The sequence below is a fragment of the Ruminococcus sp. AF17-22AC genome (assembly GCF_003460065.1).
Lineage (GTDB): Bacteria > Bacillota > Clostridia > Lachnospirales > Lachnospiraceae > Blautia_A.
Genome location: NZ_QRXT01000002.1, coordinates 325,332 through 339,135, shown reverse-complemented (window position 1 = coordinate 339,135; position 13,804 = coordinate 325,332). Strand labels below are relative to the sequence as shown.

General features: G+C 43.3%; 14 protein-coding genes and 1 riboswitch. Of the genes, 7 read left to right on the top strand and 7 right to left on the bottom strand.

The genetic code is table 11. The features are described from left to right. Positions 1-10: 10 nt before the first annotated feature. The 6 genes from DWW86_RS04885 to DWW86_RS17290 form a co-directional block, all read right to left on the bottom strand. On the bottom strand, positions 11-577 hold the full coding sequence (locus DWW86_RS04885; RefSeq protein ID WP_225876984.1) for an HD-GYP domain-containing protein: 567 nt from the start codon (positions 575-577) through the stop codon (positions 11-13). A gap of 17 nt (positions 578-594) precedes the next feature. Continuing rightward, positions 595-2,130 (bottom strand): coproporphyrinogen dehydrogenase HemZ, encoded by a 1,536-nt coding sequence (gene hemZ / locus DWW86_RS04880; protein WP_353652671.1) that lies wholly within the window; start codon positions 2,128-2,130, stop codon positions 595-597. Next, a complete protein-coding gene (locus tag DWW86_RS04875; protein ID WP_117942438.1) occupies positions 2,123-2,752 on the bottom strand; it encodes an MBL fold metallo-hydrolase in 630 nt (209 codons plus the stop codon). The genes hemZ and DWW86_RS04875 overlap by 8 nt, the downstream gene beginning before the upstream one ends. Positions 2,753-2,771: 19 nt before the next feature. Continuing rightward, on the bottom strand, positions 2,772-5,099 hold the full coding sequence (locus DWW86_RS04870) for a RelA/SpoT family protein (RefSeq protein ID WP_072523227.1): 2,328 nt from the start codon (positions 5,097-5,099) through the stop codon (positions 2,772-2,774). Positions 5,100-5,179: 80 nt separating this feature from the next. After that, positions 5,180-5,704, bottom strand: a complete 525-nt coding sequence (locus DWW86_RS04865; RefSeq protein ID WP_015541296.1) for an adenine phosphoribosyltransferase — start codon at positions 5,702-5,704, stop codon at positions 5,180-5,182. Between the two features lie 148 nt (positions 5,705-5,852). After that, on the bottom strand, positions 5,853-6,812 hold the full coding sequence (locus DWW86_RS17290; RefSeq protein ID WP_286187639.1) for an anthrax toxin lethal factor-related metalloendopeptidase: 960 nt from the start codon (positions 6,810-6,812) through the stop codon (positions 5,853-5,855). Positions 6,813-6,959: 147 nt separating this feature from the next. After that, positions 6,960-7,043: riboswitch (cyclic di-GMP riboswitch) on the bottom strand. A gap of 120 nt (positions 7,044-7,163) precedes the next feature. Here DWW86_RS17290 and DWW86_RS04850 point away from each other — a divergent pair. From DWW86_RS04850 to DWW86_RS04820, 7 genes are read left to right on the top strand one after another with little or no spacing between them, the layout of a single operon-like run. Then, entirely contained in the window at positions 7,164-8,099 is a 936-nt protein-coding gene (locus DWW86_RS04850; RefSeq protein WP_083585566.1) for a transglutaminase-like domain-containing protein, read from the top strand. A gap of 20 nt (positions 8,100-8,119) precedes the next feature. Then, positions 8,120-9,163: a type II secretion system F family protein gene (locus DWW86_RS04845; protein ID WP_117942437.1), complete on the top strand. Its 1,044-nt coding sequence runs from the start codon at positions 8,120-8,122 to the stop codon at positions 9,161-9,163. 11 nt (positions 9,164-9,174) lie between these two features. Next, positions 9,175-9,537, top strand: coding sequence for a hypothetical protein (locus DWW86_RS04840; RefSeq protein ID WP_117942436.1), 363 nt, complete (start codon positions 9,175-9,177; stop codon positions 9,535-9,537). Beyond that, the gene (locus DWW86_RS04835; RefSeq protein WP_117942435.1) at positions 9,534-10,016 is read left to right on the top strand and encodes a DUF4860 domain-containing protein; all 483 of its coding nucleotides are present in this window, start codon (positions 9,534-9,536) and stop codon (positions 10,014-10,016) included. Before DWW86_RS04840 ends, DWW86_RS04835 begins: the two co-directional genes overlap by 4 nt. Before the next feature lie 11 nt (positions 10,017-10,027). Further along, entirely contained in the window at positions 10,028-10,486 is a 459-nt protein-coding gene (locus tag DWW86_RS04830; protein WP_117942434.1) for a hypothetical protein, read from the top strand. Beyond that, positions 10,483-10,974: a hypothetical protein gene (locus tag DWW86_RS04825; protein WP_117942433.1), complete on the top strand. Its 492-nt coding sequence runs from the start codon at positions 10,483-10,485 to the stop codon at positions 10,972-10,974. The genes DWW86_RS04830 and DWW86_RS04825 overlap by 4 nt, the downstream gene beginning before the upstream one ends. Continuing rightward, on the top strand, positions 10,971-12,035 hold the full coding sequence (locus tag DWW86_RS04820) for a type IV pilus twitching motility protein PilT (RefSeq protein ID WP_117942432.1): 1,065 nt from the start codon (positions 10,971-10,973) through the stop codon (positions 12,033-12,035). The genes DWW86_RS04825 and DWW86_RS04820 overlap by 4 nt, the downstream gene beginning before the upstream one ends. Positions 12,036-12,041: 6 nt before the next feature. Here the strand turns inward: DWW86_RS04820 and recJ are convergent, their stop codons facing one another. Continuing rightward, on the bottom strand, positions 12,042-13,754 hold the full coding sequence (gene recJ, locus DWW86_RS04815; protein WP_117942488.1) for a single-stranded-DNA-specific exonuclease RecJ: 1,713 nt from the start codon (positions 13,752-13,754) through the stop codon (positions 12,042-12,044). Positions 13,755-13,804 lie beyond the last annotated feature (50 nt).

Genomic DNA, 13,804 nt, shown 5'->3' with positions numbered 1-13,804 from the left:
TATCCTCCTGTTATTCATTATTATGTACCACTCTCTGAAATGCAAGAAATACTTCCATGTCAAAATTCTTGATTTCGTCAATCATCAGTTCTATAACTGTACTTACATCAAACGCTTTGCGATATGGTCTGTCCGAACTGAGCGCCGCATACACATCACAAACTCTTAAGATGCGTGCACCAAGCGGAATACTGTTCTCAGAAAGATTTGATGGATAACCACTGCCATCATAATTTTCATGATGATAAAGAATACTTTGAAGTACAATATCCGAATACCCCTGATCTTTCAGTTCTTCATATCCCAGCGACGAATGCATCCTCACATACTTCAGTTCCTCGATCAGAAGCGGGTCTCTTTCCTGACCATTGATATAGCCGGTAAGTTTCAGCTTACCGATATCATGAAGCATACCTGCGATTGCCATCTGGTAACAGAATTCTTCATCCAGCCCCATCTCAACAGCTACTGCATACGCCAGATTACTTACGACGACTCCATGATTCAGTTCCGCAGACAGATCAAAATCCAGAATCCGGTCCGTTGACTTAACTGTCTCACTCTGTGCTGTCTCCAACGTATACACCTCCTGATTTACAGCCATGTATTGATTCCTTTACGCTTTCGTTCGATCATTTCATCAATACGTTCGATATAATTCGTAACGTCTTTGACATTTTCCACTCGTTCGATACGTTTCCCATGATCAAAGACAAGTTTGGAAGAGCCACCTGCACCCAATGCGATGATCGGTTGCTTTTCCTCCATAATTAGTATATTGTAAATCCCGGCTTTGTCAACCTTTGCATAGCCAACATTCTCAAAATTTCCCTTCATATTTTTCTGTCGGTACAGATAATAAGGTCCCATGTCCATTTCACAGGCGGTTCTCATGGTCATATCCATGATCTCCTGATTATTTTCAAAAGTCATCTCCTGATATCTGTCCTTAAAAATATTCAGGCGCGCCGCACGCTTCACTGCAAGAGAATGTACGGTAACACTGTCCGGAGCAAGAGCCTTTACTTCATCCAAAGTGTGTTCTACCATCTTACGATCTTCTCCCGGAAGTCCCACGATCAGATCCATATTGATATTATCAAATCCGCACTCTCTGGCAAGAGCAAATGCCTGCTTTGTCTCATCCACCGTATGGCGCCGTCCGATAATATCCAGAGTTTCCTGATTCATTGTCTGCGGATTGACAGAAATTCTCGTAATCGGATAGTTACGGATCATCTGCAGTTTTTCGCGTGTAATGCTGTCCGGACGTCCGGCCTCAATCGTAAATTCTGCAAGATGCTCACAGTCAAAATTTGCAATGAGCGCATCCAGCAGGATCTTAAGCTGATCCGGTTCCAGTGTAGTAGGTGTACCTCCTCCAATGTAAACCGTATCCAGCTTTTTGCCTTTCTCATTCATAATCTGCGCAACTGCATGTATTTCTTTGCAGAGAGCATCCAGGTATAAATATACTCTGTCCTTCCACTGTTTCAATGGATAGGAACTGAATGAACAATAAAGGCAGATACTCGGGCAGAACGGAATTCCTACATACAGACTGTATCCATTCTCATAATCGATATCTTTAAGGATTTCTCGTTCCCTGTTTGCAATGGTTATTGCCAGCGCTGTTTTCTGCGGGCTCACCATGTAACGTTCTCTCAACTCCTGCGCAGCTTCTGTATTTTTCATTCCGGATTCAATCAGCCCCATCGCAAGTTTCGCCGGACGGATACCGGTAAGATTTCCCCACGGAAGAGTCTTGCCCGTCAGCTTCACCAGAAGTTTATATAAAGCAATTTTTACAATATCTTTACGTTCTTTGCGGATTGCACGCGCCCGTTCTTTCTGTTCGCTTTCATCCTGCCCCTCTGTGTCCATACAAGAAACAAGGGCATCCGAAGACTGCCCCTTTATAAATTCTGCACTTGTCACGCCTTTGGCTTCCGCATTTTCACAGGAAATCACACAGGAATCAGCCTGTTTTGTGATTTTGAAAAAAAGGTCACAGGCCTCTTCTTTTTCATAGAAAGAATGTATCTCACTTCCCGGATAAAATGCCCTGATCAGTTCATATATATCATGCTCAAATTCTCTGTCTTCAAACAGAATACCAATCTTAAACAAATGGATTATACCTCTTTTCGTAACCAATTGTGGTAGATGCATCATGACCCGGATATACCTCTGTATCATCCGGAAGTGCATCAAGCAGTCTGTGCAGACTTTCTACAATTGCTGCCGTACTTCCCTCTGGAAAGTCTGTTCTTCCCACAGAACCACAGAAGACAGTATCTCCGCTGAAAAGCACGCCCTCATCTTTCAGGTAATAGCAGCAGCTTCCTGCAGTATGTCCCGGTGTCTCGATCATCTGTACAGAAAATCCAGCCAGCTCGACTGCCTGCAGATCTGTAAGATAAACATCTGCTTTCAATGTATAACTATCCATATGATATGCCGTCAGATTAATTTTTGGATCCTGAAGCGTTTTTTCTTCTTTCTGACAGGCATAAATCGGAATCTGATATCTGTCGCGAATAGCTTCTGCGGCCAGAATATGATCAAAATGTCCATGTGTCAGAAGAATTGCCACAGGTTTCCCCTGCATTTCAAGAATCTTCTGTTCGATTTTTTCTGCATTATCACCCGGATCGATGATCAGCAGCTCTCCTGTCTCTTTATTTTTCAGAAAATAACAGTTTGTGAATACACTGCCGACAATGCATTTCTGTAAAACCAGCTTTCCCATATGCTTTCCTTTCTGATGATCAGCCTGTAGTACGTTCTACATCCAGCACACTTTCAATCTGTCGGATCTTTGCGATCAGAGAAGAAAGTTCTTCCTTACTTGCAATCTCAAAACTGATAGAGATCGTTGCTTTTTCCTGCTTGCTGGTACGGCTGTTGATGGTTCTCATATCTATCTTTCTCTCGGTAAAAATCTTGGAGAGATCTACCAGAAGTCCGGTACGGTTATTTGCATATACCTGAATCTCTGCCATATATTTCTCGGATTTATTTTCTGCCGGCTGCCACTCCGCCTCAATCAGACGCGCACGATCCATCTCTGACATATTCAGAACATTGACACAGTCTGTACGGTGAATGGTGATTCCACGTCCTCTCGTCACAAAACCAACGATCTCGTCTCCAGGAATCGGACTGCAGCACTTTGAAAAACGAACCGCCACATCGTGGATACCCTTTACAACTATGCCACCCTTGTTTTTGGTGACATGAAGCTTTTCCTGTGTCTCACCGGTAGCCTCCAGAACCTGCTCGTCAGTCAGATTTTTCTGGTTTTCTTTGTCGTATGCTTCGATCAGCTTATTAAAAACCTGGCCTTCTTTCAGTCCGCCATGTCCTATTGCAGCAAGTACAGAATCCCAGTCACGGAAACCGTATTTGCGCATAACAGATTCCAGAAACTGTGGTTTCGTATAAATTCCTATCTTATATCCTTTTGATTTGGCATACTGGGCAAGCATCTCCTTGCCTTTCAATATATTGTCTTCTTTTAATTCTTTCTTAAACCACTGATTGATTTTGTTCTTTGCCTGTGTACTCTTGACAAGCTTCAGCCAATCACGGCTCGGTCCCTGTGAATTCTGAGAAGTAATGATCTCAATACGGTCACCGTTTTTGATCTGATATTCGATTGGTACCAGTTTACCGTTGACACGTGCTCCCACCATACGGTTACCGACTGCGCTGTGTACACTGTAAGCAAAATCAATCGGTGTGGAACCATTCGGAAGATTCTTGACATCTCCCTGTGGAGTAAAACAATACACACTGTCTGCAAACAGATCCAGATCATTTTTCAAAAGGCTCATAAATTCTCTGTTATCTGACATGTCCCGCTGCCATTCAAGGATCTGACGCAGCCAGTTCAGTTTTTCTTCTTCCCTTTTGTCAACCGGCACCTTACCGTCAGAAGATTCCTTATATTTCCAGTGTGCGGCGATACCATACTCGGCAGTCTTATGCATTTCGAAAGTACGGATCTGAATCTCAAACGGCTGTCCGTTCGGACCGATCAGTGTAGTATGCAGAGACTGATACATATTTGGCTTCGGCATGGCAATGTAATCCTTGAATCGTCCCGGGATCGGTTTATACATCTCATGGATCACACCGAGTGCCGCATAACAGTCTTTGACTGTATCTACAAGAATGCGAACTGCAAACAGATCGTAAATCTGATCGATCGTCTTGTCCTGGTTGACCATTTTTTTATATATACTAAAGAAATGTTTGATACGTCCATCAACCTGAGCTTTGATTGCAGCTTCATCCATATGCTGCTTGACCTGTTTGACAATGTTATTTACAAATTCCTGCCGCTCGCTCTTACGCAGGGCTACTTTATTGACAAGATCATAGTATACATCTGGCTTCAGATATTTCAGGGAGAGATCATCCAGTTCGACTTTGATCTTGGAAATACCGAGACGCATTGCGATCGGCGCATAGATATCCATCGTTTCACGGGCTTTTTCCTGCTGTTTTTCCGGTCTCATATACTGCAAAGTACGCATATTGTGAAGCCGGTCTGCAAGTTTAATCAGAATGACACGGATATCTTTTGCCATTGCAAGGAACATTTTACGAAGGTTTTCTGCCTGCAGCTCTACTTTGTCTGCCGAGTAGCTCAACTGTCCCAGTTTCGTAACACCATCTACCAGCAATGCTACCTCTGCACTGAATTCCTTCTCTACTTCTTCTGTCGTCATCCATGTATCTTCTACTGCATCATGGAGAAGCCCTGCAACAATCGTCTCTTTATCCAGCTCCAGATCTGCAAGAATAATAGCCACGCAAAGCGGGTGAATGATATATGGTTCCCCGGATTTTCTTTTTTGGTCTTTGTGCGCATCACTTGCGACTTCATATGCCTTTTGTATCATGGAAATATCTGTAGAAGGATGATATTTCCGGACACTGGCAATCAGCTCCTGATACAAAACTTCAGGGCTCGTAAAATCCTGCATGGTCTTTACTGCGGCATCTGCTTTCCTTACAGATTCCAGCTTTTCCCGCTCTTTCGGGTCAATATTTTTATCGAGCTGTACATTTTCTTTCTTCTCTGTCATTCTCTCCCACCTGCCTGCCGTTGTTTCCATCTGATTCTTTCATTCATACAGCTTATCGCTGCCGTTCCTGCACGAAATACTTATTTACCTTCGTATTTGATAACAGAAGCTACATCGTATCCGGCAAGTTTTTCTCTGCCTTTTAATCCGGCAAGTTCCATAAGAAATACTACTTTGACAACTTCTCCACCAAGCTCCTCGACCAGTTTGATTGCGGCTTCTACGGTCCCGCCTGTAGCAATCAGGTCATCTACAATAGCGACTTTCTGTCCTGGTTTGATAGAGTCTTTATGCATCTCGATCGTTGCTGTACCATATTCCAGATCATATTCCTGTGAAACTGTCTCGCATGGCAGTTTACCTTTCTTACGAATTGGTACAAATGGTTTATGAAGGTTATAAGCAATCGGCACACCAAAGATAAAACCTCTGGACTCTGTACCTGCGATCACATCTACCTCTGTATCTTTCAGACAGTCCTGCATAGACTGAATTGCAAGATGCAGACCATCCGCATCCTGCAGAACAGTGGTAATATCTCTGAAAATGATTCCCGGTTCAGGAAAATCCGGGATACTTCTTACATACTCTTCTAATTTTTTCATAATTGCGTGCCTCCGCCTGTTTTCTGTAAATCTAGGTTATAAGTATATCACTTTTTTATAGTAGAATCAATGCAAAAACTAAGGCTGCCCGTCAGACAGGCAGCCTCAATCTCTTCGTTATAAAATTGTATGTACACTATTGTCTGTATTAATAAAAGCCTTTATACAGCTCGATCTGCTGTTCAGTAACCATAGAAAGTGCTTTCTCGATTGCTTTGTATGTATTCGGACGCTGAGCTTTCAGGCTTCCCGGATTGAGCATATAATCTTTGACAGATTCTGCAAAATACTCTGAAGCATTCTGTGTCACATATGCTTTATTATAACCGGTAACCATACCTTTCTCACTGCTGTAGACAGATGCAAATTTACTTCCCGTGTCCATGTTTCCTGCCATGAATGCAAGGAAATGTCCCAGTTCGTGATAAATGGTATCATCCATCTGTTTCATAGTGATCGTACGTGTACGTGCATCAAAATGTCCGGAATAACTTACACTTGGATCAACTTTAACAGTAAATCCCAGCTTTGTGAATGCATTCAGAACTCTGTTGTCCATTTTCGGTGCTACAGATGCAATGTTGGTAACAGTATACTTAGACGCACTGGATGTCGAAGCTTTCCCAGTTGCAGCTTGTGTACTTGCAGCCACTGTCGTTGTCGTTGTAACTGTCGTTGTAACTTTCTGCGTAACAACCTTCTGTTTGGATCTTCTTGTATACTTCTCAGTTGTAGCGGTCTTTACAACCGTCTGAGTTTTAACTGTTGTAGACTTGTTCTGTTTTTTTGTTTTTGTGCTTGATTTCTGCTTCGTTGGAAGTCTCTTAGTATAAGATTTCCTTGACGCGGTTCGCATTCTTACCTTTTTACTCGTTGTCTTGGTACTTGTCTTTCTCTTTGTGGTAACCTTTGGCTTCGATGCCAGTGGAGTATCATCACCTGTCAGTGATGTCTCAAGTACCGGATCTGTATAGGATGGAAATACTACTGCATCCTGTGACTGCCAGCTGATACCAAAACTACCTGCTGCAATGATTACAGCTGCTGCAACGCATCCTGCTGCAACTTTCTTCTGTCTGAAGAACTCTTTAATGCTTTTCTTTTTCATGATTATCACACCTCTCAGATATCGACATATTCGATGCGGCTTTTCCCGTTTTAGCATGCAAAAAGACCGCTTAATAATAAATATTAAACGGCCGCATAAACCAATCCAGTTCTACCATATAGAATACGTCACTAAATCAGAATTTAATGCGGCAACCGGCTGTCATAATCTCACGACCTTAGACCCATGGCTTTGCGTCCCTGCCTTTCGACAGGTTTGCCTTTGAATTTATTATACCGATTTCCCCAAATAATGTCAATATTTTTTCTGATTGCATTCTTTTTTTTTACATTTTCTGGTATACTGTTCACAAAACCGTAATTAAAAAATTCAAAAAGGAGCGGCTTTTTTATGAAAAAATCAGTTTTTGCCCGTTCCTTTGCCATATTGTTGATTTCCTGCATATTTTGCAGCATTTTATCCGGATGTGGTTCCAGCAGCAAAAGTTCTTCGTCAGAGCCACCTGTCTACTCTCCGCTGCGCGTCCTTGTCCCGGAAGCTCCCGGCAGTGATACGCTTGGATCTTCCCCTCTGACACTGGATGTTTCAAATATCACACAGGGCTATTTCGCAGCACAGTCTGATTCTGCTGATCTTGTTACCAGTCTTCAGATCACAGCTCCTACCGGAGTTCTTTATTCCTATTTTATAGAACCCGGGGAAAATGCTGTCATTCCGTTTACAGAAGGAGACGGAGACTACACGGTTGTCGGATACCAGCAGATTCAGGGAGACCAGTATGCAGCGCTGTACAGCGAAACGCTGACGGTAGAACTGGAAAATGAATTTCTTCCGTTTCTTTATCCAAATCAATATGTAAACTTTTCGCCGGACAGCGAGGCAAGCAAACTCGCACTGTCTATGGTTTCAGAAAATACCAGCGATATAGATGCGCTGAAGCAGATTTATAATTATGTAGTTAATAATCTCTCTTACGATTATGACAAAGCCGAGACGGTAGAAACCGGTTATCTGCCGGATGTAGACGAAACGCTTTCTACCAAGACCGGCATCTGCTTTGATTATGCCGCACTGACTACTGCCATGCTTCGAAGCTGTGATATCCCATGCAAACTTCAGATTGGATATACCGGAGATATTAAACATGCCTGGATCGATGTCTACATCCGTTCCAAAGGCTGGGTAACAAATGCTGTATCATTCAATGGTGACAGCTGGAGCCTTATGGATCCGACCTTCGATTCCAGCGCAGACTCCGATGACAGTGAGGCAATTCAGGATTACATCGGCAATGCAGATAACTATACTGTACAGTTCACACGATAATGGCAAAAGGAGACCTTTTTATGAAACATAAACTTACCGCACAGGAACTCTGCAATTTCTGTCAACAGCTTGGAGTACTGATTCATTCCGGAATGGGGCCGCTTGAAAGTCTCCATATTCTTCTGGAAGAAAGTACGACCGACACAGACCGTGAAGTTCTTTCCAATTTATTGTCTTCCATGGAAAAAACAGGGTCTTTATCTCAGGCTGTCACAGATTCGGGATTTTTTTCTGATTCTATGGCTGCTTACATAAAAACCGGCGAGCAAACCGGGTGTCTTGACGAAATTCTGGACAGTCTTTCTGAACATTACGAACAGGAACAGGAAACATCCGAACAGATCAGAAGTGCAGTCACCTACCCACTTCTTATGCTTGGTATGATGGGAATCGTAATCGTTGTTCTTCTTGTCAAGGTACTTCCGATCTTCCGTCAGGTTTTCCAGCAGATGGGAATGGAAATGAACGGATTTTCCAGTCGGCTTCTGAATGCCGGAAATGTCATCACTCGTTATTCTGCCTTTTTTCTGATTCTGGCTGTGCTTCTGATCGGATGCATCCTGTTTCTTTGTCTTAATAAAAAAGGCCAGCAGACGCTTGCAAAAATTGTCCTGCATCTTCCGGTACTTCGTGACATTCCGGTTGCACTCGACTACAGCCGTATGGCACAGGGACTGGCGCTCGGACAAAAAAGCGGGCTCACACCGGAAACCAGTCTTGCGCTTGCTACACAGATGATTTCTCATCCTCTTGTTTTGGAACGTCTTCAAAAAGCTGCTGATCTTCTGAATACCGGTTGCACATTTTCTGACGCTCTGAAAGAATCCGGACTTTTTGGCGGCATGGAAATTCGACTGATCGTGGTTGCTTTCCAGTCCGGAACCGCAGATGAGGCTTTCGCAGATCTTTCCAGTCGCTATCAGAACAATGCTTCCGCACTGATCACACGCGTAATTTCTGTTATCGAGCCGACCATTGTCATAATTCTTTCGCTTCTGGTAGGTCTGGTTCTGCTTTCTGTTATGATGCCGCTTCTTGGTGTACTTGCAGATATCGCAATGTGAGGTGATCTGTTATGAAGCTTTTTGAAAGCCGTAAAGAAAAATTTTTTAAAAATATCACGCTTCTTTTCCCATTATTCCTGCTACTCTGCGTAGGCCTCGTTTTTTTCATTGCAATCGGGCAGACTTCTGATACAACGATCCAGAAAGAACAGAGTGCACTGCTGCAGACGCTGGAAAATGGTGCGGTTCGTACTTACGCACTGAAAGGGCAATATCCGGAAAGTCTGGACGAACTTCTGAGTGATTATCACATCACCTATGACTCTTCCAGATTTGTGATTGAATATGTTCCAAACGGATCCAACCTTCTTCCTTCTATCAGTGTTATCCCACTTACAGGAACAAATTTTGAAAGGAGGAATACTGCATCATGAAAAAAACAGCACAGACTTCTCATCCGATATCCGGACTTTTTTCGCTGTTGCTGTTCGGGCTCTTCGTACTGTTTCTACTGATCATGCTGTTATTCTCTGCACAGATTTATCAGCAATCCATCAAAAAAGCAGATTCCGAAACAGACCTGGGTACCATTTCCTCCTATATCACCACAAAATTCCGACAACATGATGTTCAGGATGGAATTTTTACGGATGAATTAAATGATATTCCGGCTTTATGTTTTCGTGATACCATAAATAATCGTGACTACATCACATACCTTTATCTGGATGACGGCAGTCTGAAAGAACTATTTACCGCAACAGGATCTTCTGCACAGGCAAATGCCGGTACCATGATCGCATCTCTGTCAGACTTTCAGATAGAAGAAAAAGGAAACGGTTTTTATTATATTTTTCTTCAAAACACTGTCGGAAACACATCTGAGTTTTTTCTGCACAGCAGCGCAGATTAAAAGGAGGTAACATGAAACAGATACATTCACATTCTAAAAACAGTCTTTTTTTGATGGAAATGATTTTTGTACTCCTTTTTCTTGCACTTTCCAGCGCTGCATGCGTCCGTATTTTTGCAGCTGCCGCGGGGAATCATGTACAGGCTGTTGAAAGCAGACAGATACAGGCACATACTGTTTCTGTCAGTGAGATTATGGAAGGAAGTGACGGAAGCACAGACAGTTTCATCCAGTATCTTTGCGGAGGCATTTCCGATGCCTCTTCTGTAAGCTGGTATTATGACAGCGACTGGGACATCTGCGAGAAACAGGATGCTTCCTATCAAATGCTTCTTGAACTGTCATCTTCCCGATACGAAAAGGCAGGAATGCTTTCCTTCTACCGGATGGATGCAGATCATGCCCTGCTTCATTCCACGGAACTTCGTTTTCCCTCCATCCAGTCTGCTCTTAAGGAGGAAGAATCATGAAACACAACCGAACATTTTTTGCAGCAACCGGTATTCCGTCGCTGTTTCTTATTTTTTCTGTACTTTGTCTCGCGGTATTGTCTCTTCTTACACTCGGGAAATCACGTGATGAACTGCAAGCCTCCAATTTTGCTGTCCAACAAACCGACCTTTATTACAAGACATGCGAAAAAGCCACAGGAACTGTCACAGCAATTCAAAAGCAGCTTGCTTCTGATTACAATCAGGTTTCTGATCCAGATGCCTACTTTTCACTTGCCGGCCAGATTCCTGATGAAATTGACGGTCTCGCATACGATTCTTCTGCGAATGTTATTTCATTCTCGGAAGCGTTATCTGATACACAGAAGTTATCTGTAAAATTAAAAGTCCTGTACCCATCTTCGGACACAGAACCTTTTATTGAAATATTACAATGGAAAACAGACAATACAGCATCATGGACACCTGACACCCATCAGCCTGTATACAAAGGAGCTCAATCATGACAAATGAACAAACACTGGAATTTCTTACAACTGCCGCAAACCAGCATGCGTCTGATATCTTTATTATTGCCGGTCGTCCGCTGTCCATTAAAGCGGACGGTCATCTTACTGATTTTGGAGAACGTTTAATGCCGGATGATACAAAACAGATTCTCGAATGCATTTATCAGATGGCAAACAACCGCGACATCAATCACCTTCTGAATACCGGGGATGACGATTTTTCTTTTTCCATCCCCGGTCTTTCCAGATTCAGGATCAACGCCTATAAACAGCGCGGTTCACTGGCCGCTGTTATACGTGTGATTGCATTCCGCTTACCGGATCCGTCAGAACTCTCTATCCCGGATGATGTTATGCAGACTGCTGATTATACCAAAGGCATGGTTCTTGTAACCGGTTCTGCCGGAAGTGGAAAATCAACAACTATGGCTTGCCTGATCGACCGAATTAATCATTCCAGAGAGGGGCATATCATCACTCTGGAAGATCCGCTCGAATATCTGCATCGACACGACCGCTGTATTGTCAGTCAGCGTGAGATCTGCACAGATACAGAAAACTATCTGACATCTCTTCGCGCCACTCTGCGTCAGAGTCCGGATGTTATTTTACTGGGTGAAATGAGGGATCATGAAACGATCCAGACGGCAATGACCGCTGCCGAGACCGGTCATCTTGTGCTTTCCAGCCTGCATACGCTCGGTGCTGCAAACTCCATCAGCCGTATCATAGATGTTTTTGAACCGGCGCAGCAGCATCAGATCATCGTACAGCTTTCCATGGTTCTGCAGGCAGTCATTTCCCAGCAGCTGATTCCTGATGTAAACGGAAAGGTTATTCCTGTGTTTGAAGTTATGCGCCTTACACCTGCGATCCGTAATATGATCCGTGACAATAAACTGCATCAGATTGAAGGTGTCATTGCTTCCTCCTCCCAAGACCAGATGCGTTCCATGGATTACAGTCTTGTAGAGCTGTATAAACAAGGGCGGATCCATAAGGATACCGCAATCAAATATGCACTGAATCCTGATATGATCCGCCACAAACTTGTATAATATATATCAACAATAATTTCTGATCACAACCTGTAACGTTCTTCTGCCCTGATATTCATTGATTTCAGGGTAGTACGTTACAGATATGGTATCATGCATTGAAACAAATTCTGCAAATTCATCTGCTTCACCAAAGAATACCGCATCTTTCCAGATGCCATTTGCATCTGTTAATGTCATTTTTGCTACATTTCTGTTTTTCCCAAAGATTCTCAATTTTGAAACGCACAGATTTTTCTGAGCAAACAACGGTTTTGTATTTCCCTTTCCAAAAGGTTCCAGAACTTTAAGTTCTTCGATAAGTGTTTCTGTCAGGTAAGAAATCGGCATCGGCACATCGATCATAACTGTCGGTATGAGATCTTCCTCACTCAATGTGCAGTTTTCATTAAGCCTCTTCCTGAATCTTTCAATATTTTCTTCCGCCATCGAAAGTCCTGCTGCCATCGGATGTCCACCGAACTGTGTCAGTAGATCACTGCATTTGACAAGTTCCTCATACATCGAATATGCTTCTATCGAGCGTCCACTTCCTTTTACCCCATTTTCCGCTTTTGTCAGCACAAAGGCAGGTTTATGGTACAGTTCACGGATACGCCCGGCAATAATTCCCGCAAGACTTTCATGACATTCCGAGAGGTAAACGACAAGAACCCGGTCTTTATTCAGTCCCCTGATCTCGATTTCTTCTATTGCCCGTTCTTTTCCCTGTTCTGTCATTGCCTTTCTGCTCTGATTCAGATCATAAAGATCACCCGCAAGCTTCTCAGCCTCTTCTCTTTTTTCCGCGCACAAAAGCGCCAGCGCTCTTGTCGCAGTATCAAGACGCCCACTTGCATTGATGCATGGTCCGAGTACAAATCCCACATGATAGGCTGTGATTTCTGCTCCTTCCAGATTATTTACCCTGATCAGCGCCTGCAGCCCCGGTCTTAATGTACTCGCCAGCTGTCTGAGACCATGCTTTACAATGATTCTGTTTTCTCCCTGCAGATCCATTACATCACCAACTGTTGCAATCGCTGCAAGTTCTGTAAAGTCCAATATCTCGGACTTATCAATACCTGTCTTTTCATACAGTGCCCAGATCAGTTTCCATGCTACGACTGCGCCGCAGATATTTTTGTTAGGATATGGACAATCCTGCTGCTTCGGATTGATCACTGCATCCGCACACGGTATAAACCATTCACGTCCGTTTTCGCTGTCTCGAAATGGAACGTCATGATGATCCGTCAAAACCACGGTCATCCCTCTGTGTCTGGCATCTGCAATCTCATCCGCTGCCGCGATACCATTATCACAGGTCACGATCGTATCAATCCCATCTTCTGCTGCCTGATCAATCAACTGTTCATGAAGCCCGTATCCGTCTTTAATTCTGTCGGGAATACAGGTATCCACCTGTGCCCCCAGATATCTCAGCCCTTTCAGTAAAATACAGGTAGCCGTCACACCGTCAATATCGTAATCACCGATGATACGAATTTTTTTATTTTCTGCAATTTTTGTTCTCAAAATTTCCACTGCCTTGCCTATATCTTTCATAAGCCATGGCGATGGAAGCTCTTCAAGTGTTCCATGAAGATATGACTGTATTGCCTCTTCTCCGTCTACATCACGATTTCGAATAAGCCGGGCAATCACAGGATCGATTCCGAATTTCCTGCCAATCCCCTGAAAATCCGCCTTTTTGGCATATACCATCCATTTTTCCATGTATTCTCCTCTGCCCCCTTTGAAATATGCGCATTTCTTTACTCCAGATA

Bases quoted from the DNA above. Each gene is read 5' to 3' on its own strand.
- DWW86_RS04875 (WP_117942438.1), bottom strand. From the start codon at position 2,752: ATGGGAAAGCTGGTTTTACAGAAATGCATTGTCGGCAGTGTATTCACA.
- DWW86_RS04870 (WP_072523227.1), bottom strand. From the start codon at position 5,099: ATGACAGAGAAGAAAGAAAATGTACAGCTCGATAAAAATATTGACCCG.
- DWW86_RS04865 (WP_015541296.1), bottom strand. From the start codon at position 5,704: ATGAAAAAATTAGAAGAGTATGTAAGAAGTATCCCGGATTTTCCTGAA.
- DWW86_RS17290 (WP_286187639.1), bottom strand. From the start codon at position 6,812: ATGAAAAAGAAAAGCATTAAAGAGTTCTTCAGACAGAAGAAAGTTGCA.
- DWW86_RS04850 (WP_083585566.1), top strand. From the start codon at position 7,164: ATGAAAAAATCAGTTTTTGCCCGTTCCTTTGCCATATTGTTGATTTCC.
- DWW86_RS04845 (WP_117942437.1), top strand. From the start codon at position 8,120: ATGAAACATAAACTTACCGCACAGGAACTCTGCAATTTCTGTCAACAG.
- DWW86_RS04840 (WP_117942436.1), top strand. From the start codon at position 9,175: ATGAAGCTTTTTGAAAGCCGTAAAGAAAAATTTTTTAAAAATATCACG.
- DWW86_RS04835 (WP_117942435.1), top strand. From the start codon at position 9,534: ATGAAAAAAACAGCACAGACTTCTCATCCGATATCCGGACTTTTTTCG.
- DWW86_RS04830 (WP_117942434.1), top strand. From the start codon at position 10,028: ATGAAACAGATACATTCACATTCTAAAAACAGTCTTTTTTTGATGGAA.
- DWW86_RS04825 (WP_117942433.1), top strand. From the start codon at position 10,483: ATGAAACACAACCGAACATTTTTTGCAGCAACCGGTATTCCGTCGCTG.
- DWW86_RS04820 (WP_117942432.1), top strand. From the start codon at position 10,971: ATGACAAATGAACAAACACTGGAATTTCTTACAACTGCCGCAAACCAG.
- recJ (WP_117942488.1), bottom strand. From the start codon at position 13,754: ATGGAAAAATGGATGGTATATGCCAAAAAGGCGGATTTTCAGGGGATT.